The following is a 24,201-nucleotide window of genomic DNA, read 5'->3' as shown; positions in this document are numbered from 1 at the left end:
GGGTTAAGAGTATGGATATACAATTAAGAGATGATGAACGAATGGATTACTTACTGGCTGAAAAATTAAGAATTATACAAAGCCCCTCCGTGTTTTCGTTTTCTTTAGATGCGGTTTTATTAGCCAAGTTTACATATGTGCCAAGTAAAAAAGGGAAGATTGTGGACTTATGTACGGGAAACGGTGCCATTCCTCTTTTCTTAAGTGCACGAACAAAAGCACCAATCATTGGGGTTGAACTTCAAGAACGGTTAGCTGACATGGCTAAACGAAGTGTTGCTTATAATGAGTTGCAAGAGCAGATTCACATTTTAGAAGGGGACGTAAAAACCATTCCTGAACAATTAGGCATTGAAAAATATGATGTCGTCACCTGTAATCCTCCCTACTTTCCCGCAAATGAAGCAAGCGATCAAAATATAAAAGAGCATCACGCTATTGCTCGTCACGAAATTCATTTATCATTAGATGAAGCGGTTCACTCTGCAAGTCGTTTATTGAAACAAGGTGGCAAAGCGGCGTTCGTTCATCGACCTGGTAGATTGCTCGACATTGTTACTTCTATGAGAGCACACCGATTAGAACCTAAAAGGATTCGATTTGTTTATCCGAAAGTAGGGAAGGAAGCCAATACCCTATTAATAGAAGGAATAAAAGATGGCAAGCCTGATTTAAAAATTCTTCCTCCTTTGTACGTTTACGGTGAAGCGGGAGAGTACACAGAAGAAGTTCGGATGATGTTATATGGAAAAGAATAATCAACATACATTCTATGTGTTGGAGTGTGGAGATGGTAGTTACTATGCGGGGTATACAAACGATTTAGCTCGCCGTGTAGACGTCCACAATAAGGGGAAGGGTGCAAAGTATACGAGAGCACACTTACCCGTTACATGTATTTTTCAAGAGAATTTTGAAACGAAACAACAAGCTTTAAAAGCAGAGTATGCTTTTAAACAATTAAAGAAAATAGATAAGATCAAGTATATGGAGAGTAAAACGAAAGGTGAGGACCAATGAAATCACAAAAAAGTTTTTCTCAACCTCAAACTTCAGGCACGTTGTATTTAGTTGCAACCCCTATTGGAAACTTAGAGGATATGACTGTAAGAGCTATACGTATGATGAAAGAAGCAGATATCATTGCAGCAGAAGACACCCGAAACACAAAAAGATTATGTAACTATTTTGAAATAGACACGCCATTAATGAGTTATCATGAGCACAATCTAGAATATGGTGGAGATAAGTTATTGGATTTATTAAGATATGGAAAATCGGTTGCTTTAGTCAGTGATGCAGGATTGCCATGTATTTCTGATCCAGGAGCAGACATTGTAGCAAAAGCATTAGAGGAAGAGATCACTGTCGTACCGGTTCCAGGAGCAAATGCTGCTCTGAGTGCTTTAATTTCCTCTGGTTTGTCTACGCTGTCTTTTTCTTTCTTAGGTTTTTTACCAAGACAAAAAAAAGATAGAAAAGCAGCATTAGAGAACATAAAATTTAAACAAGAGACGATGTTGTTTTATGAGGCACCTCACCGACTAAAAGAAACACTACGAGATGCAGAAAGTATCCTTGGATCATCGCGTAAAGTAGTGTTAGCTCGTGAAATTACGAAGAAATTCGAAGAATTTTTAAGAGGCACTTTAGAAGAAGCAGTGCAGTGGGCGGAGAATGAAGAAATTAGGGGCGAGTTCGTCCTAGTACTTGATGGAGCTTCTGATGAAGATCAAGAAGTCGTAGAGAATTGGTGGTCTTCATTGACGATTGCAGAACATGTGGAGCACTTAATCCATACAAAACAACTATCTTCAAAAGAAGCCATTAAAGCTGTATCGATTGAGCGCCAATTATCAAAACGAGATGTTTACCAGGAATATCATATACAAGATGAAAAAAATCCGGAATGACAAAGTCATCCCGGATTTAATATTGTTATTTCGTAATATTAGATTGAATTTCTTTAACTAACATTTCTGCGCCTTCTTGGCTTAAAATTAATTTACCGCCTACTAATTTTAAGTTGTCATCTGATACTTCACCAGTAACAACACAAGTCATGTTAGGTAGGTATTTTTTCAAGATGATTTTGTCGTCATCTACGTAAATTTCTAATGCATCTTTTTCTGCGATTCCTAGTGTACGGCGAAGTTCTATTGGAATAACTACGCGTCCTAGTTCATCAACTTTACGAACGATTCCTGTTGATTTCATACAAGCACTCCCTTTTCCTATAAATGTGATTCGTCAAATTTCGACATTTCTCTCTTGTCTGTTACTTATCATACCAACAACTACCATATACGTCAATAATTAATGTTTTGACTTCAAACTACCTTTTAGTATATTTGTGATAAAAAGTAAAAATAATAGTACATATATGATAGGATATTTATTTTGACACAAAAAGTTTACAAAAATTGATAGGAAATGGGCCTAATTTTACGATGATTATTTTTCGACAAATTTCGCGAAACTTCTAATATTGAAACCCAACCAGCACTCCTATAGAATAGAGATACTATATTTTAAAGCCTGAAGGGACGAACAACCGTGAGCAATGAAAATAACAAATCTTTTTATATAACTACCCCTATTTATTATCCAAGTGGAAAATTTCATATCGGCACAGCGTATACAACCGTTGCCTCTGATGCAATGGCTCGTTATAAACGCCTAAGAGGATATGATGTTCGATTCTTAACAGGAATGGATGAGCACGGCCAAAAAATTCAAGAAAAAGCGCAAGAAGCGGGCTTAGCCCCACAAGAGTATGTGGATGGAATTGCGGAAGCTGCGAAAAAAGTGTGGGACTTGATGGATATTTCTCATGATGACTTTATCCGTACAACGGAAACGCGCCATAAAGAAGGCGTTGAAAAAATTTTCCAAACATTTTTAGATAACGGAGATATTTACAAGGGCGAGTATGAAGGTTGGTATTGTACCCCTGATGAAACCTTCTTTACAGAAAGCCAATTGGAAAATGGGAATTGTCCGGATTGTGGGCGTGCTGTGCACAAAGTTAAAGAAGAGTCTTACTTCTTTAATATGAAAAAATACGCAGATCGTTTGATTCAATATTATGAAGATAATCTAGAATTCATCGAACCTGAGTCTAGAAAGAATGAAATGATTAATAACTTCTTAAAACCGGGATTAGAGGATTTATCGGTTTCACGTACTTCATTCGATTGGGGAGTAAAAGTTCCAGGCGATGACAAACATGTCATTTATGTATGGGTTGACGCACTGTCAAATTATATAACTTCATTAGGATACCGATCAGATGACGATTCTTTATTCAATAAATTCTGGCCTGCAGATGTTCATGTTGTAGGGAAAGATATTGTTCGATTCCACACGATTTATTGGCCTATTTTCTTAATGGCTTTAAATTTACCATTACCTAAAAAAATATTCGCTCACGGATTCATTATGATGAAAGACGGTAAAATGTCTAAGTCAAAAGGGAATGTTGTTCAACCTGAAATGTTAGTAGAACGTTACGGATTAGATGCGACTCGCTATTTCTTGCTGCGTGAATTACCTTTTGGGGCAGATGGCGTATTCTCACCTGAAGCTTTTGTGGAGCGTACGAATTTTGATTTAGCAAATGATTTGGGAAATCTGTTAAATCGGACCGTTTCCATGATGAATAAATACTTTGATGGTGTCATTCCGGTTGAAGGGAATGAACCAACAGAATTTGACGCTGCATTACAACAACAAGCAAAAGATGTTATCGAAAAATACGAAGTTAATATGGATAGAATGCAATTTAGTATGGTACTAAGTGACGTGTGGTCGCTTATTTCTCGATCAAATAAATACATTGACGAGACTCAGCCATGGGTTCTTGCGAAGTCAGAAGATGACAAAGCAAAACTTGGTTCAGTTATGTGGCATCTAGCGGAGAGCCTTCGTCAAACAGCTGTTTTGCTTCAGCCATTTTTGACAAATGCACCTAAACAAATCGCAGAACAACTTGGTTTATCTGCCGATTCATTATCATGGGACTCTCTTTTGGATTCATCGACTATTGCAGTTGGAACAAAAGTTGTTGAAAAAGGTGTGCCAATCTTCCCTCGTTTAGAAGTAGAGCCGGAAGTTGCCTATATTCAAGAACAAATGAGAGGTCCTGTTTCTGCAGAAACCGAGATTCCAGAAGTTGAAGAAATGCCGGATGTTCCTGAAATTACAATTGATGATTTCTTAAAAGTGGATTTGAGAGTGGCGACGGTTTTAGCGTGTGAAGCCATTCCAAAAGCGGATAAATTATTAAAGCTACAAGTAGATTTAGGGTATGAACAACGTCAAGTCGTATCAGGAATTGCCAAACATTACTCACCGGAAGAATTAGTAGGTCAAAAAGTAATCGTTGTCGCTAATTTAAAACCCGTTAAACTTCGTGGGGAAATGTCTCAAGGTATGATTTTAGCAGGAGAAAAGGACGGCTTCTTAACTTTAGCTACAGTTGATCCAACCTTAGAAAACGGTACAAAAGTAAAATAAATAAAGTGTTTTTCAGCCCCTCTTGGAATTCCTCGAGGGGCTTTTATTTGTGTTTCAAAACACAAACGTGCTATCTTAAAAGAACGTTTTGGGTATTAATAGGTTATTTTTACTGGAAATAAATATTTCAATACCCATAAAAAGGGTCGAAAGTCTTTGGTGTCATTTAAAAAACATGCCTTTGTCATCATAATGTCATGAATCTGAGATTTCTGAAATCGTGATGAATTTTATAATTGATACCATGTGAAGGAGAGTCTGAAATGTTTATTGATACACATGTTCACTTAAACGCAGAACAATACAATGAAGATTTACAAGATGTTATTGACCGTGCATTAGAAGCTGGTGTCAACCAAATGGTCGTTATTGGATTTGATCAAAAAACGATTAAACGAGCGATTGAACTAGCTGAAGAGCATGACTTTATATATGCAGTCGTGGGCTGGCATCCGGTAGATGCAATTGATTGTACAGATGAAGATTTACAGTGGATTGAAGAACTAGCTTCTCACCCTAAGGTCGTTGCAATAGGTGAAACAGGATTGGATTATCATTGGGACAAGTCTCCTAAAGAAATACAGCAACAGGTTTTTCGTAAACAAATTCAATTGGCACAACGTGTCAATCTACCGCTAGTCATACATAACAGAGATGCAACTGAAGATGTTGTGCGAATCCTGCAAGAAGAACAGGCTGAAAAAACTGGAGGTGTCATGCATTGCTTTGGTGGCAGCGTTGAGACTGCTAAAACATGCATTGACATGAATTTCATGATCTCACTTGGAGGACCTGTTACATTTAAGAATGCAAAAAAACCAAAAGAAGTGGCGACGGAAATTCCATTAGAGTGGTTAATGATTGAAACAGACGCTCCGTATTTAGCACCTCACCCACATCGCGGCAAGCGCAATGAGCCTTCACTAGTGCCACTAGTTGCTGAAGAAATTGCACGATTAAAAGGTGTTTCAATAGAAGAAGTAGCACAAGCAACAACAGAAAATGCAAAACGTTTTTATAAAATACCTGTATAAAATCCGGGAATCTATCCAATACTTGGTATACGGAGGTTTCAATCAACCAGAATAGTTTGACTAATTCCTATTGGTTGACAGTCTATTTTTAAGTCTATATAATCATCCGAGTGATAAGGAGGCGTTTTTCATGACAAATAAATCCATGAGAAACCTGTTCTTTAAAACATTGAGGAATAAACAAACTGGAATTGCAATTGTTGCAGTTCTCATGTTTGTATCTGTATTATCAGCCGTCCTATATGTTGGGACTAAACATACCGTAGCACTTTCTATGAACGGTAAACAACAAGAGATTCAAACTCATGCAGATACAGTTGGAGAGTTATTAGCAGAGCAAAATATACTAATTTCCAACGCTGATTTAGTGTCACCCTCAGTGAACACTTTAATTGAAGATGGTCTTTCAGTTAAGTGGGAGCAGGCAAGTGAAATAACAATTACAGTTGATGGTCAAAAACAAACACACACTACAACTGCTAATCAAGTAAAAGATATTTTAACAGAAGCAGGTATCAAGGTTTCTGAGCACGATAAGTTAACACCTAAGCTAGATGCGAAGGTCGGATCTGATGGAATCATTGCGATCGAGAAAGCGTTTGAAGTAACGTTACAAGATGGAGTCAATGAGAAAAAAGTATGGTCCACTTCGACTACGGTCGCTGACTTTTTAAAACAACAAGAGATTCAGATGAATGAATTCGATCGTGTCGAACAAAGAATGGAAGAACTTGTGATTCCAAACGATGTTATACAAGTTGTTCGCGTAGAAAAGGTCACCGATGTAGTGGAAGAAGCAACGAATTTTGCTGTTGAAACAAGAAAAGATAAAGATTTGCTTAAAGGGAAAGAAAAAGTAGTACAAGAAGGTAAAAAAGGATCAGTTGAACGTACTTTTGAAATTATTAAAGAAAACGGGAAAGTAGTTTCTCGTAATTTGAAAAGTGAAAAAGTAGTTCGTGAACCTTCTAAGAAAGTTGTAGCTGTTGGAACGAAAGTTGTTACAGCGAGTGTTTCACGTGGATCTTCTAGCGCTGCTCCAAGTGGTGGTAAAGAATTTTACGTAACGGCAACTGCCTATACTGCTTATTGTAATGGTTGTTCTGGCATAACTGCGACAGGCATCGATTTACGCTCTAATCCAAGTTTAAAAGTTATCGCAGTTGATCCACGAGTAATTCCTTTAGGCTCTAAAGTTTGGGTTGAAGGATATGGCTATGCAGTTGCAGGTGATACTGGTGGAGCAATAAAAGGCATGAAAATTGACTTATTCGTACCATCTACTGAACAAGCTTTTGGGTTTGGTCGTAAGAAAGTTCGAATTAAAATATTAGATTAAGGTCAGGCTTTCCCTGCGTTTTGGGGAAAGCTTTTTTCGCTTTTATAGTACCATCTCTATACAGGTTCCTATTACCGAAGTAAAATGAGGTATAACGCTGTTCGGAAATGAGGGTTTATCTTGAATATCGAAGAATTCATAGTAGTTGAAGGAAAAGATGATACGACTGCCATTAAACGTGCAGTTCATGCAGATACAATCGAAACGAATGGATCGGCTATTTCTGCAGATACGTTAAAACGTATTAAACTTGCACAAGAAAAAAGAGGCGTAATCGTATTTACCGATCCTGACTATCCAGGTCGTCGAATTCGAGCGATTATTGAAGAACAAGTCCCCGGCGTAAAGCACGCGTTCTTACCGAAAGAAAAAGCAATTGCTAAAAATGGTAAAAGTTTAGGAATTGAGCATGCTACAAATGAAGATATTCGTGCATCCCTACAAAATGTATATACCCCAAAAAGAGAAGATGTAAAATGGGACGATATTCCTTTATCTGAATTAATGAGAGCGCGTCTTATTGGACACCCAGAATCTAAAAAGCGTAGAGACCAACTAGGAGCTCTACTACAAATTGGCTATACAAATGGCAAGCAACTTCAAAAACGTTTAACGATGTTTCAAATAGACCGCCAACAATTTCAATTAGCTATTGAGCAACTTGATCAGGAGGAACACCATGCATAAAGATATTGCTACACCCATCCGCACACAAGAGATATTAAAAAAATACGGATTTTCATTTAAAAAGAGCCTAGGACAAAACTTTTTAATCGATCCAAATGTTTTGCGAAATATCGTAAGCCATGCAAACTTAACAAAAGATTCAGCTGCCATTGAAATTGGACCTGGTATAGGCGCCTTGACAGAACATTTAGCACGAACAGCTGGTCATGTTGTGGCATTTGAAATCGACCAACGCTTATTACCTGTATTAGAAGATACTTTATCACCTTACGACAATGTCTCTGTTATTCATTCAGATATTCTTAAGGCAAATGTATTAGACGTAATGAAAGAAAAAATTTCTGGTTATCAAGATGTCATGGTGGTGGCAAATTTACCATACTATGTAACGACGCCTATTTTGATCAAATTATTAATGGAGAAACTCCCGATTCGCGGGATGGTTGTTATGATGCAAAAAGAAGTAGCAGATCGCATAACTGCTGTTCCAAGTACAAAAGCCTATGGTTCTTTATCGATTGCCATTCAATACTATATGAAGGCCGAAATTGCCATGACGGTTCCCAAAACGGTTTTTATTCCGCAACCGAATGTGGATTCAGCCGTTATTCGTTTAACGCGTCACGAAAAAGCGATTGTTTCTGTTAAGGATGAAGATTTCTTATTCACAGTATCCAGGGCTTCTTTTGCACAGCGTCGAAAAACGATTCTAAATAATTTGCAATCACAATTACCAAATGGAAAAGCTAAAAAAGATTTAATTTTACAAGCACTTGAAACTGCGGGTATCGACCCTACCCGAAGAGGAGAGACATTGTCCATTAAAGAATTTGCAGGATTAGCAGATGAATTGTTGCCGAATTTTAAGGAATAAATCATTGTGTTACAATAATGAAACATTTTCTTTTAAAAATAATATTATTTATAGTCAAAAGTTATTGACAAGAGGAATTGTACATTGTTAAAATGATTAATTTGGTTGACAATTTATTCTGTTTCTGGTATGATTAGATTTACAGTGAGGTGTAAGCGAAATGCCAAAAACTTTAGCGGACATTAAAAAGTCTTTAGATTGTCATTTAGGTAAACGTTTGCAATTAAAAGCAAACGGCGGTCGCAAGAAAACGATTGAGCGAGCAGGTATTTTACGTGAAACGTATCATGCAGTGTTTGTTATAGATCTAGATCAAGATGAAAATGCTTTTGAGCGTGTGTCTTACAGCTACACAGATATTTTAACTGAAGCAGTAGAAATTACAATTGTTGACGAAATGGAATCATTAGTTGTCGGCAAATAAGTTATAGCACTTATGAATATTCTTCAAACACTCATGGACAAAATGTTCATGAGTGTTTTTTTGTTTTTAGGTCATACTAGGTTTGTCAGTTCTGAAGGAGGAAAACCGATTGCCACGTAAAAATGGTGTGATGTCGGATCGACTGAAAGTGGAAATAGCGAAGGAACTCGGATTTTATGATGTCGTTGAGCGAGAAGGTTGGGGCGGAATTAAATCACGTGATGCTGGGAATATGGTAAAACGTGCAGTTGAGATGGCTGAAACTGGATTAATGAACGGAAAAAATCAGAGCAAATAAGTAGCGAAATCCAATATGAACTGACAAGGCGGAGAAATCCGCCTTTTTCTTTTAAATGAAACAAGTTTGAATCGCAAATTCTTATATACGTGATAGTTGGTACTTCTGCTTTGATTTTCCCCTAATAACGAAATAAACAATAAATTTGTTCAATTGAAACAAAAATATCTTTTATATATAAGTTTGATATACAGGAATATGGTGTTTTTGTATAACATTCTAAATGTAGGACAAGCTGTGGTAAAATGGGGATACTTATTACTCTGAGAAGGAGACATTCCTATGCTATACGTAAAAGCACCTGCGAAAATCAACTTAACTTTGGATGTCCTCCATAAAAGACCGGACGGATTTCATGAAGTAGAAATGATTATGACAACTGTTGATTTGGCCGATCGCATCGGCTTAGAATCACGTGAAGACGGAATCATTAAAATCATTTCAGCTGATCGGTACGTACCAGATGACCAAAGAAATTTAGCTTATCAAGCTGCTAAGTTATTAAAAGATACCTATAATGTTCAAGCTGGCGTCTCTATTGTGTTAGAAAAGAGAATACCTGTAGCCGCTGGATTAGCGGGGGGAAGCAGTGATGCGGCCGCTACGCTTAAAGGTTTAAATCGTCTTTGGAATCTTCAACTAACGGCGGATCAATTAGCTGAACATGGTGCGAAAATTGGTTCTGATGTTTCTTTTTGTGTATACGGAGGAACTGCTTTAGCCACGGGAAGAGGCGAGAAAATTCAAGAGCTTCCTTCTCCACCTAATTGTTGGATCATTTTAGCTAAACCTTCGATTGGTGTATCCACAGCTGATGTTTACGGAGGCCTAAAAGTAAACGAAATTATTCATCCGAATACAACCGAAATGATACGAGCAATTAAAGAAAAGGATTATGAATTAATGTGTGCGACCATGGGGAATGCTTTGGAAAGCGTCACATTGAAGTTATACCCTGAAGTTTCTACTATTAAAGAACAAATGATGAAGTTTGGAGCGGATGCTGTTTTAATGAGTGGAAGTGGTCCTACTGTATTTGGCCTCGTTCAACACGAATCGCGTGTCAATCGAATTTACAATGGGTTACGAGGATTTTGCGATGAAGTATACGCAGTTAGGCTGATAGGTGAACGAGATACACTTGCCTAAAGCCGTATAATTGTGTTAACTTACGTATAAATCATTCGTGTTTAGGAGAGGGTTCCGTGAAGTGGAAACGTAGCGAGCGTCTTGTTGATATGACGCATTATTTATTAGATCACCCACAACAATTAATTCCATTAACCTTATTTGCAGATATGTACCAATCGGCTAAATCTTCTATTAGTGAAGACCTTACAATTGTAAAAGAAACATTTGAAGAAAAAGGCATAGGTTTATTAATGACAGTTCCTGGAGCAGCAGGAGGCGTGAAATATATTCCGAAAATGCACGATGATGCTATCCATAAAGTCATTGAAGATTTTATGCAAGAGTTAGGTCATTCTGATCGTCTATTACCTGGTGGGTATCTTTATATGACCGATTTGTTAGGGAATCCACAATTAATGAATCGAGTAGGGAAGGTATTTGCTTCAGCGTTTGCAAATACGCCAATCGATGTCATTATGACAGTGGCGACTAAAGGGATACCTATAGCGCATGCAATTGCAAAGCATTTAAATGTCCCAGTGGTCGTGGTTCGTCGCGATAGTAAAGTAACTGAAGGTTCAACAGTAAGTATTAATTACGTTTCTGGATCTTCCCGTCGTATTCAGACGATGGTTTTATCAAAACGAAGCATGAAAAGTGGTCAAAGGGTTTTAATTACCGACGACTTTATGAAAGTTGGAGGAACCATGAATGGCATGAAAAACTTGCTGGAAGAATTCAATTGTCATTTAGCAGGGGTTGCCGTTTTAGTTGAAGCCATACATGCAGATGAAAACTTAGTGGATAATTATTTATCACTTGTAAAACTTCATGAGGTAAACGAAAAAGATCGTACAATTGCTTTAACTGAAGGTAATTACTTTTCGAAAGGTGGAAATTAATAATGAAACCAGTATCAACCACAAAAGCGCCAGCTGCAATTGGCCCATATGTACAAGGAATGATTGTTAATGGACTATTTTATAGTTCTGGACAAATCCCTTTGAACCCTGAAGGTGTAATGGTAGAAGGTTCAATCGAAGAGCAAACTCATCAAGTATTCGCAAACTTAAAGGCAGTGCTTGAAGAAGCCGGATCGTCATTATCACAAGTTGTGAAAACGACGGTTTTCATCAAAGATATGAACGATTTTGTTGTTCTGAATGAAATCTATGCCAAACATTTTGGTGACCATAAACCAGCTCGTTCAACAGTTGAAGTTGCTCGATTACCAAAAGACGCTAAAGTCGAAATCGAAGTCATCGCAGTCGTTTCATAAGGCAGTCAACCATAGGGGATTTCCCCTATGGTTTTCTTTTTGTCTAATTTAGATAATGGTTACGAGATTATATTACCTTGTGAAAATTTTGCTTTATGTATCTATTTTTTTGCTTATACTAAATTGATTTCCGTTGCGGGGACGCTTTCCGGGGGCACGGCTCGAGCCTGTAGTCTCTCTCTCGTGCTGTTCCCCCAGGAGTCGCCCCTCCACTTCAATCAATTCATAAAGTATCCATTTCTTAATAAAAATTTCTGCATCATTTCTACTTATATCCTAGTCTCTTTCTTTTTGTAATTTTTTTAGGAAAGACCTCAAAGATGCTGCTTATGTAAAGTAAATATCTAGGCAATTTACTTTTGTAATTAAAACTACTAATCAGGAGTATGTTCTGATCTATAAATACAACTCGCTCCATTTCAATCAGCAAAACCATATTTATCATACAGAGTTTGCAATGTTAAGAACATGATTTCCTGGCGGGCAAAGACCCAAAATACAATTGTGGATTATTACGATAAATTAAAAAAGCAACCCAATGGAAAGCTCCATAAGGTTGCGATGATTGCGTTTATGAATAAGTTCTTGAAAGTGGCATTTCACCTTATTCAAAACGGCCTTTTGTACCAGTACGAATCAGGCAAAGCATCGTAACTGAATTTATATAAAATTATAGCATATTAGCCCCTGCGAAAAAAATAGGAACCGGCAAGTTTGTTTGACATGCTTATTTATACAATTTGCATGGTGCCTGGAGTGTAGGCGCGTGAAAAATATCTGCTCCTGCATCGCTACGCTAGCTTCGTCGCAAAGAGTACGACCAAACTACTTTTGGTCGTACTCTTTCCTGCGGGAACAGCGCGAGCTGAAGACCCTGCAGCGAGCGGAGCGAATGTTTTGTATTTGCGACGAGTAATCGCAGGAGCAAGTGAAGCGGCTGAAGCCGTGCCCGCGGAAAGCGAGTGCCGAAACGGAAAGCACTAGGCTTATATCAGTGTGCTACCATTATTTTTTAATGAAAATGTAACCTTATTCACAATTTTTAAAAAATTCCGTAAAAAAAGAAGGAAAAATGTCATAAACGTAGAATATAGTTGTCAGAGTCTGTAAGGCATCTAAGAAGAAAGGTGGTGAGAGAATGGAAGTAACAGATGTAAGATTGAGACGCGTGCAAACCGATGGCCGTATGCGAGCCATTGCTTCCATTACACTAGACAGCGAATTTGTGGTTCATGATATTCGTGTGATTGATGGAAATACAGGGTTATTTGTCGCGATGCCTAGTAAAAGAACACCAGATGGAGAGTTTCGGGATATTGCACACCCTATCAATAGTGGCACTCGAACGAAGATCCAAGATTCAGTTTTAAAAGCATATTATGAATCTAGCGAAGAAGATATCATGCCATATGAAGAGGCAGGAGCAGGAGCTTAATGAAAGGCATAATAAGACGAATCATTCATACAATGATTTGTCTTTTTATTTTGCTGTGATTTAAGGTCTTTTGGAAAACACATTGTTAATGGCTTGAATCCACTCGTACGTTGTATAAATTTAGGTATAGATATATTTTAAGTGGAAGAGAGTGATTTGTATGAATTTTTTAACAAGGTTCAGTTTAAAAAACGCGGTAGCCGTCTTTATTATTTCTTTTTTATTAATTGTATTAGGCTTGTATTCCTTTACTCGGTTGAAAATAGATTTATTGCCGAATATTGAATTCCCTCAACTTTCAGTGCAAGTTGTTTACCCTGGCGCATCTCCAGACGATGTGGACCGTCAAGTGACCACCCCTATCGAAAATCAATTGAAAGGAATCGAAGGAGCTACTACGATTCAAAGTGTTTCTTATGAGACCATTGGCATTATTAACTTAGAATTTCCTTTTGGTACGGATTTAGATCGAGCAGAACAACAAGCGGAAACGGCCATACGTAGTCTAGAATTACCTGATGGCGTGGAAACGGAAATTAGCAGACTTTCATTTGGTGCGTTCCCAATCTTTAATATCTCCTTATTTGGTGATGAACAGTTAGAGGATTTGTTGAACAATGAAGTGATTCCAGAGTTAAATAAAATCCAGGGCATTAACTCCGTATCAATCGGAGGCTTAAATGAAGAGCGTCTACAGATTACAGTTAATCAACAAAAAGCAACTGAAGCGGGTTTAACGCTTAGTCAAATCAAAGAGCAAATTGACCAGCAAATTTTATCTTTCCCAGCTGGAACGATTAATGAAAATGATATTAACATTCCAGTTCGAGTTGAAGAAAAGCTCGACACGATTGATAAATTAAAATCACTTCAATTGTCCTCGTCATTTATGACCCAAGAGAATAAAGTCGAATTGCAAGAAATAGCGACAATTGAGGAAGTTTCCACTCAATCTGAAATTACTCGGTACAATCAAGAAGAATCTTTATCCATGGCTGTAACAAAAAAACAAGATGCCAATACAGTAGAGGTTGCTAAACGTGTAATAGAAGTACTAGAGAAGTATGAAGATCGTTTAGAATATGCAGTTGGCTTCGATTCAGCAGATGGAATTGAGAAGTCAGTTGAAACACTTGTTAAAGAAGGTTTACTAGGTGCGCTTTTTGCATCGATTGCGGTATTGGTTTTTTTAAGTAATTTCAGAGCGACGATTATTGCAATCATCTCCATCCCCTTATCATTACTAATTGCAGCGATTTTCTTAGCCCAACTTGATATTAGTTTGAATATCATGACATTAGGAGGAATGGCAGTTGCCGTAGGGCGTGTGGTAGATGATAGTATTGTCGTTATTGAAAATATTTTCCGTCGTTTGAGAAAGTCGGATGAACCGATGTCGAATGAATTGGTGGCTTCATCCACGAAAGAAATTTTACGGGCTATTACAGCATCGACATTGACGACAATTGTCGTTTTTTTACCCATCGGTTTTGTGAGTGGAATTACAGGTGAATTTTTCTTACCATTTGCTTTAACGGTTATTTTTTCACTTGCAGCTTCTTTACTAGTTTCCATCACCATTGTGCCGATACTTGCGAGATTTGCATTTAAAAAGGTATCTCATGAAGAAAAAGAAGGAGCTATGCAACGCTTTTATGAGCGCGTTATTTTATGGTCGTTAAATCGGAAAGCGATCATCTTGGTGCTATCCGTCTTGTTACTTGCCGGTTCTTTTGCATTAGTACCGAGACTAGGTTTTACATTTATTCCGAATGAAGAACAAAAACTTGTTCAAGCAAGTGTGGAATTGCCTTCATCAACTTCGTTAGAACGAACAAATGAGGTTTCATTAGAAGTAGAAAAATTATTTGCTGATTTGTCTGACGTAAAAGATGTAACGACCGCAGTAGGATCTCGAGACTTTGCTACAGGTATCAAATTGGAAAATCGAGCAGGATATATTTTAACGCTAAATGAAGGCGCGAATGTCGTTGACTTTGTAGAGTTGGTACAAGATGAAATGGAAAACATTGTTGAAGAAATTTCACCTGAATCTACAATTTCAGTTTCAGAATTATCTACAGGTGGACCTCCAACGAATAACAACGTTTCTGTCGATTTATTCTCTAATGATTTAGAAGCACTTGCTGAAGCTGCGGCAGATGTGGAAGTTTATATGAATTCGGTTGATTCCTTGAAATACGTGACAAATAATTTTTCCGAGAAACAAAAACAACTAGTTGTCCATATTGACTCTGAAAAAGCTGATGAATACGGTGTTTCTGGATTCCAAATACTTGGAACAATCGCAGACCAAACAAAACCTGTTACTGTTGGTACACTAACATTAGATGATTTAGACCGTACCGTTCAGTTGTCATACGATGAATCCTTAACAAGTATTGAAGAACTAAATACATTAACTGTATTCAGCGCAGCTGGACCAGTAGAGCTTCAAGAATTAGCTGAAATTGAAGAAATTGAATCAGTAACGGCGATTCAAAAATTAGATGGGAAAGTCTTTGCTCGCGTCGAAGCACAAATAGATGCGGAAAATATTCAAAAAGTATCTTCCGAAGTAGAATCCGGTGTATTAGAAAATGTTGATTTCCCTGACAGTGTCAGTTTAGAAAGTGGAGGCGGTGGTGACGAAACCGTTGAGATCTTCCAACAACTTGGTCTTGCCATTGCTAGTGCAATTGGTCTTGTGTATTTAACAATGTTAATTACCTTTGGGCAAGCAAGAATCCCATTTGTCATTTTGTCTTCTCTCATTTTTGTTCCTATTGGTGCATTAATTGGTCTCGTTATTGCTGGGGAACCTTTATCAGTAAGTGTTATGATTGGTTTCTTAATGTTAATCGGAATTGTGACAACTAATGCAATTGTATTGGTTGATCGAATTAATCAAAACCGAACAGACAAAGGAATGAGTATCCGTGATTCACTAGTAGAGGCAGGGAAAACAAGATTACGTCCCATTTTAATGACAGCTTTTGCTACAGTAGCAGCTTTAATCCCGTTAGCACTTACGACTTCTTCAGGTACATTGATTTCCAAAGGTTTAGCCATTACGGTAATTGGGGGATTAACATCTTCTACTGTTTTAACATTAGTGATTATTCCAGTGATGTACGAAATTTTTTATTCGAGACAAGTTAAACGTGAAAAAATGTAGCATATTTTTAAAGGATTTCCACCTTTTAGGTGAGAAATCCTTTTTTTGAACAAAAATCATTAATAATAATGGTTTTGTCATCATTTTGTCAAGCTTCATTTCCTTGAAAGTCGCGGGTTTTTCGGCTATAGTCAATAGAGGAAATGAGCAAATTGGAGGACTTAAAATATGGCGAATACATATGCAGTTGTTTTGGCTGCTGGTCAAGGAACAAGAATGAAGTCCAAATTATATAAAGTATTGCATCCTGTATGTGGGAAACCAATGGTAGAGCACGTGGTGGATCATATTCAAGAGCTAGGTGCAGAACGTATTGTGACCATCGTTGGTCATGGTGCTGAAATGGTACAAGAACAACTTGGGAATCGTAGTGAATATGCTCTTCAAGAAGAACAACTTGGAACAGCACATGCGGTTTTACAAGCCGATTCTGTATTAGGTAATCTGGAAGGAACAACTCTGGTCATTTGTGGAGATACGCCATTAATTCGCCCAGAAACGATTCAAGCTTTATTACAACACCATCAAAAAACAAGTGCAAAAGCGACAATATTAACGGGAATTCCTGAAGACCCAACTGGTTATGGACGTATTATCCGTAATGCGGAAGGTCATGTAGAACGCATTGTTGAGCAAAAAGACGCTTCTTCAGAACAGCAACTCGTGAAGGAAATTAATTCTGGTACCTACTGTTTTGATAATAAAGCCTTGTTCAATGCATTGAAATTAGTGAAAAATGAAAATGTACAAGGTGAGTATTACTTACCTGATGTAATAGAAATCTTAAAACAACAAGGTGATATCGTTTCTGCTTATGCAACATCTGACTTCGAAGAAACACTTGGTGTGAATGATCGAGTGGCACTTTCGCAAGCAGAGAGCATCATGAGAGCTCGTATTGTTGAAAAACATATGCGTAACGGCGTGACGATTATTAATCCAACGAATACGTATATTAGTGCTGACGCGATTATTGGGTCAGATACTGTTCTTCAGCCAGGCGTTATGATTGAAGGTTCGTCTGAAATTGCGGGAGAATGTATTATTGGACCGAATAGTCACATTGTAGATAGTAAAATAGGCGATCGCACGACTATCCATTCTTCGGTTGTAACGAAAAGTGTGATTGGTTCAGATACAGCGGTTGGGCCATTTGCACATATACGTCCAGATTCAGAAGTTGGCAATGAAGCGAAAATCGGTAACTTCGTTGAAATCAAAAAAACGAAGCTTGGAAACCAATCGAAAGTATCACATCTTAGCTATATTGGCGATGCTGAGGTTGGAGAGCGCGTAAATATCGGTTGTGGAACAATCACAGTAAACTATGATGGCAAAAATAAATTCCTAACTACAATTGAAGACGATTCATTTGTAGGTTGTAATTCAAACCTTGTAGCACCCGTAACAATTGGTGAAGGTGCTTATGTAGCAGCAGGGTCAACAATTACTAAAAATGTACCAGCTCAAGCTTTGTCAATTGGCCGTGCACGCCAAGAAAACAAAGAAGGTTATGTGAAAAAATTAAAATTAAAATAACAGGGGGATCATCCATCATGGCTTATCAATATGCTGATACGAAGTTGAAAATCTTTTCACTGAACTCAAACGAACCACTTGCAAGAGAAATTGCAGAAGAAGTAGGTCTTCCTTTAGGTAAGATTTCCGTTACACGTTTTAGTGATGGGGAAATTCAAATTAACATTGAAGAAAGTATTCGTGGGTGTGATGTCTTCATCATTCAATCTACATCTGCACCTGTTAATGAAAACTTAATGGAATTGCTAATTATGGTTGATGCAGTGAAACGTGCTTCGGCTCGAACTGTGAATGTAGTTCTCCCTTATTACGGTTATGCACGTCAAGACAGAAAAGCACGCGCACGTGAGCCAATCACAGCGAAATTAGTAGCTAACTTACTGGAAACAGCAGGCGCAACTCGTGCAATCGTTTTAGACTTACATGCACCACAAATTCAAGGATTCTTCGATATTTTAATCGATCACTTAATGGGTGTACCAATCCTGTCTGACTATTTCTTAGAAAAAAATATTGATCCTTCAGAAATCGTGATTGTATCCCCAGATCACGGTGGAGTAACAAGAGCACGTAAAATGGCGGATCGTTTAAAAGCGCCAATTGCGATAATTGATAAACGTCGTCCGCGACCAAATGTTGCGGAGGTTATGAATATTGTGGGTAACGTCGATGGCAAAATCGCGATATTAATTGACGATATTATTGATACAGCTGGAACAATCACAATAGCTGCGAATGCATTGGTTGAATCAGGCGCTAAAGAAGTGTATGCATGCTGTACTCACCCCGTCTTATCAGGTCCAGCCATTGAGCGCATCGATAATTCAGTAATTAAAGAATTAGTCATTACGAATTCAATTGAATTACCGGATGAAAAGTATTCAGCGAAGATTAAACAATTATCTGTTGGTCGATTGTTAGCTGATGCAATTGTTCGTGTGTATGAACAAAAATCAGTTAGTACTTTGTTTGATTGATGTAGTTTAGGTTTCATTTCTCCTTATTTGGGTAAACATATTAACAGAATGACTCATATAGGAGAGTGGAAAATTTGACTACAGTTAAAACACAGACACGTGAAACGGGTAAACAATCGAATTTAACAGAATTACGACATGAAGGATTTGTTCCGGCAGTCGTTTATGGATACAAAACAGATTCAACAACGATCGCAGTAAGTGAAATTGACTTATTAAAAACACTACGTGAAGTAGGACGTAATGGCGTTATGAAATTAGACGTTGATGGAAAATCAGTTAATGTAGTATTAAGTGATTATCAAATGGACGTTTTAAAAGGGAAGTTTGTGCATGCAGACTTTTTAGCCATTAATATGTCTGATGAGTTAGATGTTAACGTTGCAGTTCATCTTACGGGCGATTCAGCTGGAGTTCGCGAAGGTGGCGTATTAAATCAACCGAATCGTGAGCTTACAGTAAAAGTAAAACCATCTGAAATTCCAGATTCAATTGATATTGATGTAAGCGACTTAGCGATTGGTGAAACATTAACAGTCGGTGATGTTCGTGAAAAAATCAAATTCAATGTAATGAATGAAGATGATTTCACTTTAGCATCGGTTGGAGCACCTCGTTCTGATGAAGATTTGGAAACAACAGCAGACGAGCCAGCAGTTGATGAATCAGCTGAAGTTGAAGAAGTTGAAGGCGAAACTACTGAAACGAAGGAATAATATGATAAAAGGGGTTGTCTGCGGACAACCCCTTTTCTTACATTGCAGCGTTTTTTTGGGTACCAAGATAAGGCGGCGATTCAAAGAAGATTAGCAAGATTTTTGAGCCTGGATTGAGCCTAGTGAAGGAAGCGGCATCTGTAATGAAAATTAGCCACTTCTTAAAAAATGTTTACTTCATTCGAATGAAAAATGACTTCAGCTTGCAGCGGATGCAGGCTGAGGTTTTGTTTGTGATAAAATAGAAGATAGTATTTGCGTTAATCACGAAGTAAAGGGTGTACCACAATGAAAATGATTATTGGACTCGGAAACCCGGGTAAGCCATATGAACATACTCGACATAATATAGGTTTTGATGTGATAGATGAATTGTCGAAACGTTTCAATTCGCCTCTTATGCAGATGAAATTTAAAGGTATGTACACAATTGTCCATCATCCAGAAGGAAAGTTCATCTTATTAAAACCGCTAACGTATATGAACCTTTCTGGAGAGTGTGTCGTTCCGTTAATGGATTATTACGATATTGCTGAGAAAGATATCGTGGTCATCTATGATGATTTAGATTTAGCGGTTGGCAGACTGAGACTTCGTCAAAAAGGAAGTGCAGGCGGCCACAACGGTATCAAATCAATGATTCAGCACTTAGGTACTCAAGAGTTTAATCGAATTCGTGTTGGAATTGATCGTCCACCTGCTGGCATGAAAGTTCCCGACTATGTTCTTCAAAAATTCTCGAACGATGAAAAACCTTTAGTGGCAGAGGCGATTACAAAAAGTTCAGATGCTTGTGAAGAGTGGTTGAAATCTCCTTTTCTCGAAGTGATGAATCGATTTAATGGAGTTTAACGCATAAATTATCGTCCGCCGGTCTATACTTTGAAAAAGGAGGCCGGTGAGCACTATGGCAATTCGCGTAAAGTGTCGCCACTGCGACACACTAATGGGATATTTACCCTCTGAATCGGCTGAACGCAATAGTCGAGTTAAGGAATTAAAAGAAGAATTTGCAGAAGAATTTATTATGCAAGATGAGCAAGGGAAAGTAACAATAAAAAGTACGTGTGAGCATTGTGAGCAATCTCTCAAACTTTTCCCCAACTATTATGCCATTAATAAATGGATTCAATGACTATAGAAATTGCTTTGGCACAGATTCGTGCTCAAAGCCTTTTTCTGTTTAAGTAGGAGGAACAATATGAAACCCTTCCAGCAAGTATTTTTGCAGGATCAACATATATCGTCTTTTATTACAGCTGTTCAAAAAGGGCAAGACCAACAATTAATTACGGGTCTTTCTGGAGGAGCACGTCCTGCTTTCATTCATTCCCTTTCAACAGAGACTGAAAAACCGATTCTTGTCGTTTCTCCTAATCTGTTACAAGCACAGAAGCTATTTGAAGATATGGTGAAACTATTAGGGGAAGATGAAGTTCGGCTATATCCAGCAGACGAACTGATTGCGGCGGATATCTCTGTCTCAAGTCCTGAGCTTCGAGCACAAAGAATTGAAACACTCGATTTCATGCTGTCTCAAAAGAGTGGGATTGTCATTACGCCAATAGCTGGACTAAGAAGGCATATGCCTAATCTCGAGCAGTGGAAAGCGAGTCGTTTAGAAACTAAAGTTGGTGAAGAAGTTCTGATTGGCGAGTGGATGGATCAGCTTGTTGCGATGGGCTACTCAAGACAACCAATGGTCACGACTCCCGGAGAATTTGCTTTACGTGGCGGTATTTTAGATATTTATCCTATTTATATGGAAAACCCAGTTCGTCTTGAATTCTTCGATACAGAAGTAGATTCGATTCGAACATTTTCCGCTGAAGATCAACGTTCACTTGAAAAAAGAAAGGACGTTTGTATTTTACCAGCAACCGAATTTGTTTGGACGAAACAACAATTGCTCCAGTTAGCAGAGAAATTAGAAGTTTCATTGGCTAAGAGTTTGAAAAAAGTCAAGAAACCTGAAACAAAAGAACTTCTGCTTCAACAAATTGGGCACGATATTGAGTTATTAAAACAAGGCGACGTTCCTGAACAAATGACGAAGTATATCTCCGTCCTTGAAGGTACACCAACATTTTTAGGTGATTATTTCGCTGAAAATGGGTTGGTTTTATTTGATGAGCTTGGAAGAATTCAAGAGGTGACAGAATCTCTTGAAAGTGAAGAAAAAGATTGGTATATTTCAATGCTCGAAGAAGGCAAGACGGTCCATGACGTAAAACTTTCTTTTAGTATGAAAGAAATTTTAGGCATGCTCAATCAAAAGAAGCTTTACTTCTCTTTATTTGCGAGAACGTTTTCTGGCATTTCATTCAAAAAAGTAGTTTCTTTCTCTTGTAAACCGATGCAACATTTCCACGGGCAAATGAATGTGCTGAAAAATGAAATGGAACGCTGGGTAGCTGGAAAGTTTTATGTATTCATCCTTGCTGAAGGAAAAGAGCGACAACAGAAAGTCCAAGATGTATTGGACGATTATGAAATAGATGCACGAGTCATCAGCCAGTCGACTATTCCAAGTCAACCTGGTACTTATATTATTGATGGTGAATTATCAAACGGATTTGAATTACCCTTACAGCGACTAGCAGTTTTAACGGATGAAGAGTTGTTTAAACAGCGACCGAAGAAGAAATCACGTCCTCAGAAAATGACGAATGCTGAACGTATTAAAAGCTACTCGGAAATTAAACCTGGTGATCATGTTGTACATATTCATCACGGAATTGGAAAGTATATTGGGATAGAGACATTAGAAATTAATGGGATTCATAAAGACTATCTCCATATTCGATATAGAGCAGAAGATAAATTGTTTGTGCCCATCGATCAAATTGATCAAATCCAAAAATATGTAGCATCTGAAGAAAAAGAACCAAAGCTACATAAATTGGGTGGAGCCGAATGGAAGAAAACCAAAATCAAGGTTTCAGCAGCTGTTCAGGATATTGCGGATGATTTAATCAAGTTATATGCGAAGCGGGAGTCTGAGAAAGGGCATTCGTTTGAGGAAGATAACGATATGCAGCAAGCCTTTGAATCTGCGTTCCCCTATGAGGAAACGGATGATCAATTGCGTTCAATTGAAGAAGTGAAAAAAGATATGGAACGTGAACGTCCTATGGATCGCCTTGTTTGTGGAGATGTAGGGTATGGGAAAACGGAAGTAGCAATTCGAGCTGCATTTAAAGCTGTTCAAGACAGTAAGCAAGTCGCGTTCTTAGTTCCTACTACGATTCTTGCGCAACAGCATTACGAAACCATGAAAGAGCGGTTTGCTGACTTCCCTGTGGAAGTAAGCTTACTAAGTCGTTTCCGATCTAAAAAACAACAGACTGAAACGATGAAGGGATTAAAAGCTGGCACAATTGATGTGGTCATTGGGACGCACCGGATTTTATCAAAAGATATTGAGTATCATGATCTTGGATTACTTGTCGTCGATGAAGAACAACGTTTTGGTGTGACACACAAAGAAAAAATCAAACAAATGAAAACAAACGTAGATGTTTTAACACTAACTGCGACGCCAATACCGAGAACGCTTCATATGTCGATGATTGGTGTGCGAGACTTGTCTGTTATTGAAACGCCGCCTGCAAACCGATTCCCGGTGCAAACGTATGTTATGGAGCACAATGGAGCTTTGGTAAGAGAAGCGATCGAGCGAGAAATGGCTCGTGGAGGCCAAGTGTTCTATTTATATAATCGTGTGGATGACATGGCAAAAAAAGTAGATGAAATTCAAATGCTTGTACCAGAAGCAAGGGTTGGGTTTGCGCATGGTCAAATGACGGAAAGAGAACTGGAGTCTGTCATTTTAAGCTTTTTAGATGGAGAATACGATGTGTTAGTGACGACAACGATTATTGAGACTGGGATTGATATACCAAATGTAAATACATTAATTGTCCATAATGCCGATCGAATGGGTTTATCCCAACTCTATCAATTACGTGGTCGTGTAGGACGTTCAAACCGTGTTGCGTATGCTTATTTCATGTACCAACGTGACAAAGTGCTAACAGATGTTGCAGAGAAAAGATTGCAAGCCATTAAAGAATTTACGGAGCTTGGTTCTGGATTTAAAATTGCAATGCGTGATTTATCCATTCGAGGAGCAGGGAATTTACTAGGTTCACAACAACATGGCTTTATTGATTCTGTAGGATTTGACTTGTATTCTCAAATGCTTCAAGAAGCAATTGATGAAAAACAAACAGGTATCAAAAAAGAAGAAAAAATTGATTTGGAAATTCTTTTACCTTATGATGCGTACCTACCGGATTCGTATATTCCGGATGGGTTCCAAAAGATTCAAATGTATAAACGTGTCAAAGCAGTAGAAAGTGAAAAAGATTATGAAGATTTATTGGATGAATTAATGGATCGATTCGGCAATATGCCGCTAGAAGCTGAACGTTTAATGCGAATCGCTCGAATGAAAGTGTGGGCTAAGATTGCAGGAGTAGAATCCATTAGAGAGAAAAATGGGCAACTGGTTGTCAAAATTTCTTCAAATGGAACAGCCTCAACGAATGGCGCGGCACTTGTGGAAGCATCTATGGCGTACGGCCGAACAGTTGGGTTCCAAATGGACCAGAACCAACAATTGATCATGACGATTAATGAAAAGAACTCAGGGAAGCATCATCCATTTGATGTTTTAGAAGCAATGATGAAGGTTTTACCTGACGCACGAAAAGAAAGTAAGCCCATTGTTGGCGTGTAATCCCGCAGTTGCATAATTTGTCCAAACT

The 24,201-nt window shown here is 38.1% G+C and carries 22 protein-coding genes and 1 pseudogene; 22 read left to right on the top strand and 1 reads right to left on the bottom strand.

Going from position 1 to position 24,201, the window contains the following annotated elements; all coding sequences use genetic code 11:
* Positions 1-11 precede the first annotated feature (11 nt).
* Genes AC3EA5_RS02795 through rsmI form a run of 3 tightly spaced genes read left to right on the top strand, consistent with a single transcriptional unit; the run spans position 12 to position 1,913 of the window.
* Positions 12-758: a tRNA1(Val) (adenine(37)-N6)-methyltransferase gene (locus AC3EA5_RS02795; protein WP_488606989.1), complete on the top strand. Its 747-nt coding sequence runs from the start codon at positions 12-14 to the stop codon at positions 756-758.
* Positions 745-1,020, top strand: coding sequence for a GIY-YIG nuclease family protein (locus AC3EA5_RS02790; protein WP_394191610.1), 276 nt, complete (start codon positions 745-747; stop codon positions 1,018-1,020). The genes AC3EA5_RS02795 and AC3EA5_RS02790 overlap by 14 nt, the downstream gene beginning before the upstream one ends.
* The gene (gene rsmI / locus AC3EA5_RS02785; RefSeq protein WP_488606988.1) at positions 1,017-1,913 is read left to right on the top strand and encodes a 16S rRNA (cytidine(1402)-2'-O)-methyltransferase; all 897 of its coding nucleotides are present in this window, start codon (positions 1,017-1,019) and stop codon (positions 1,911-1,913) included. Before AC3EA5_RS02790 ends, rsmI begins: the two co-directional genes overlap by 4 nt.
* Positions 1,914-1,938: 25 nt before the next feature.
* Here the strand turns inward: rsmI and abrB are convergent, their stop codons facing one another.
* Positions 1,939-2,217, bottom strand: a complete 279-nt coding sequence (abrB, locus tag AC3EA5_RS02780; RefSeq protein ID WP_394191614.1) for a transition state genes transcriptional regulator AbrB — start codon at positions 2,215-2,217, stop codon at positions 1,939-1,941.
* A 339-nt stretch (positions 2,218-2,556) separates the two neighbouring features.
* Between abrB and metG the strand changes: the two genes are divergently transcribed.
* From metG to mfd, 19 genes and pseudogenes are all read left to right on the top strand, one after another.
* Positions 2,557-4,518: a methionine--tRNA ligase gene (metG, locus tag AC3EA5_RS02775; RefSeq protein ID WP_488606987.1), complete on the top strand. Its 1,962-nt coding sequence runs from the start codon at positions 2,557-2,559 to the stop codon at positions 4,516-4,518.
* Positions 4,519-4,781: 263 nt separating this feature from the next.
* Positions 4,782-5,552: a TatD family hydrolase gene (locus AC3EA5_RS02770; protein WP_488606986.1), complete on the top strand. Its 771-nt coding sequence runs from the start codon at positions 4,782-4,784 to the stop codon at positions 5,550-5,552.
* Between the two features lie 130 nt (positions 5,553-5,682).
* Positions 5,683-6,891 carry a ubiquitin-like domain-containing protein gene (locus tag AC3EA5_RS02765; RefSeq protein ID WP_488606985.1) on the top strand — a complete coding sequence of 403 codons (1,209 nt, stop codon included), beginning with the start codon at positions 5,683-5,685 and terminating at the stop codon, positions 6,889-6,891.
* Positions 6,892-7,011: 120 nt separating this feature from the next.
* On the top strand, positions 7,012-7,578 hold the full coding sequence (gene rnmV, locus AC3EA5_RS02760; RefSeq protein WP_488606984.1) for a ribonuclease M5: 567 nt from the start codon (positions 7,012-7,014) through the stop codon (positions 7,576-7,578).
* The gene (gene rsmA / locus AC3EA5_RS02755; protein ID WP_488606983.1) at positions 7,571-8,452 is read left to right on the top strand and encodes a 16S rRNA (adenine(1518)-N(6)/adenine(1519)-N(6))-dimethyltransferase RsmA; all 882 of its coding nucleotides are present in this window, start codon (positions 7,571-7,573) and stop codon (positions 8,450-8,452) included. Before rnmV ends, rsmA begins: the two co-directional genes overlap by 8 nt.
* 160 nt (positions 8,453-8,612) lie before the next feature.
* A complete protein-coding gene (gene veg / locus AC3EA5_RS02750; RefSeq protein ID WP_394191626.1) occupies positions 8,613-8,876 on the top strand; it encodes a biofilm formation stimulator Veg in 264 nt (87 codons plus the stop codon).
* Positions 8,877-8,985: 109 nt separating this feature from the next.
* Positions 8,986-9,174 (top strand): small, acid-soluble spore protein, alpha/beta type, encoded by a 189-nt coding sequence (locus AC3EA5_RS02745; RefSeq protein ID WP_394191628.1) that lies wholly within the window; start codon positions 8,986-8,988, stop codon positions 9,172-9,174.
* 282 nt (positions 9,175-9,456) lie between these two features.
* On the top strand, positions 9,457-10,323 hold the full coding sequence (gene ispE / locus AC3EA5_RS02740) for a 4-(cytidine 5'-diphospho)-2-C-methyl-D-erythritol kinase (protein ID WP_488606982.1): 867 nt from the start codon (positions 9,457-9,459) through the stop codon (positions 10,321-10,323).
* Positions 10,324-10,379: 56 nt separating this feature from the next.
* Positions 10,380-11,207, top strand: a complete 828-nt coding sequence (gene purR, locus AC3EA5_RS02735) for a pur operon repressor (RefSeq protein ID WP_488606981.1) — start codon at positions 10,380-10,382, stop codon at positions 11,205-11,207.
* 2 nt (positions 11,208-11,209) lie between these two features.
* Positions 11,210-11,584 (top strand): RidA family protein, encoded by a 375-nt coding sequence (locus AC3EA5_RS02730; protein WP_488606980.1) that lies wholly within the window; start codon positions 11,210-11,212, stop codon positions 11,582-11,584.
* A 459-nt stretch (positions 11,585-12,043) separates the two neighbouring features.
* A pseudogene (locus tag AC3EA5_RS02725) lies at positions 12,044-12,238 on the top strand (IS110 family RNA-guided transposase); the annotation flags it as partial.
* 484 nt (positions 12,239-12,722) lie between these two features.
* On the top strand, positions 12,723-13,019 hold the full coding sequence (gene spoVG / locus AC3EA5_RS02720) for a septation regulator SpoVG (protein WP_394191636.1): 297 nt from the start codon (positions 12,723-12,725) through the stop codon (positions 13,017-13,019).
* Positions 13,020-13,179: 160 nt separating this feature from the next.
* Positions 13,180-16,197 (top strand): efflux RND transporter permease subunit, encoded by a 3,018-nt coding sequence (locus tag AC3EA5_RS02715; RefSeq protein WP_488606979.1) that lies wholly within the window; start codon positions 13,180-13,182, stop codon positions 16,195-16,197.
* A gap of 168 nt (positions 16,198-16,365) precedes the next feature.
* The gene (glmU, locus tag AC3EA5_RS02710) at positions 16,366-17,736 is read left to right on the top strand and encodes a bifunctional UDP-N-acetylglucosamine diphosphorylase/glucosamine-1-phosphate N-acetyltransferase GlmU (protein ID WP_488606978.1); all 1,371 of its coding nucleotides are present in this window, start codon (positions 16,366-16,368) and stop codon (positions 17,734-17,736) included.
* 17 nt (positions 17,737-17,753) lie between these two features.
* Complete coding sequence (locus AC3EA5_RS02705) at positions 17,754-18,713, top strand: ribose-phosphate diphosphokinase (protein WP_394191642.1); 960 nt, start codon at positions 17,754-17,756, stop codon at positions 18,711-18,713.
* A gap of 74 nt (positions 18,714-18,787) precedes the next feature.
* Positions 18,788-19,429, top strand: coding sequence for a 50S ribosomal protein L25/general stress protein Ctc (locus AC3EA5_RS02700; RefSeq protein ID WP_488606977.1), 642 nt, complete (start codon positions 18,788-18,790; stop codon positions 19,427-19,429).
* Positions 19,430-19,717: 288 nt separating this feature from the next.
* A complete protein-coding gene (pth, locus tag AC3EA5_RS02695; protein WP_488606976.1) occupies positions 19,718-20,281 on the top strand; it encodes an aminoacyl-tRNA hydrolase in 564 nt (187 codons plus the stop codon).
* 55 nt (positions 20,282-20,336) lie between these two features.
* Positions 20,337-20,564, top strand: a complete 228-nt coding sequence (locus AC3EA5_RS02690; protein ID WP_394191648.1) for an anti-sigma-F factor Fin — start codon at positions 20,337-20,339, stop codon at positions 20,562-20,564.
* A gap of 66 nt (positions 20,565-20,630) precedes the next feature.
* Positions 20,631-24,173, top strand: a complete 3,543-nt coding sequence (gene mfd, locus AC3EA5_RS02685) for a transcription-repair coupling factor (RefSeq protein ID WP_488606975.1) — start codon at positions 20,631-20,633, stop codon at positions 24,171-24,173.
* Positions 24,174-24,201 lie beyond the last annotated feature (28 nt).

Source organism: Paenisporosarcina sp., assembly GCF_057785155.1.
The sequence above is the reverse complement of the archived record's forward strand: the minus strand, read 5'-3'. Positions and strand labels throughout refer to the sequence as shown.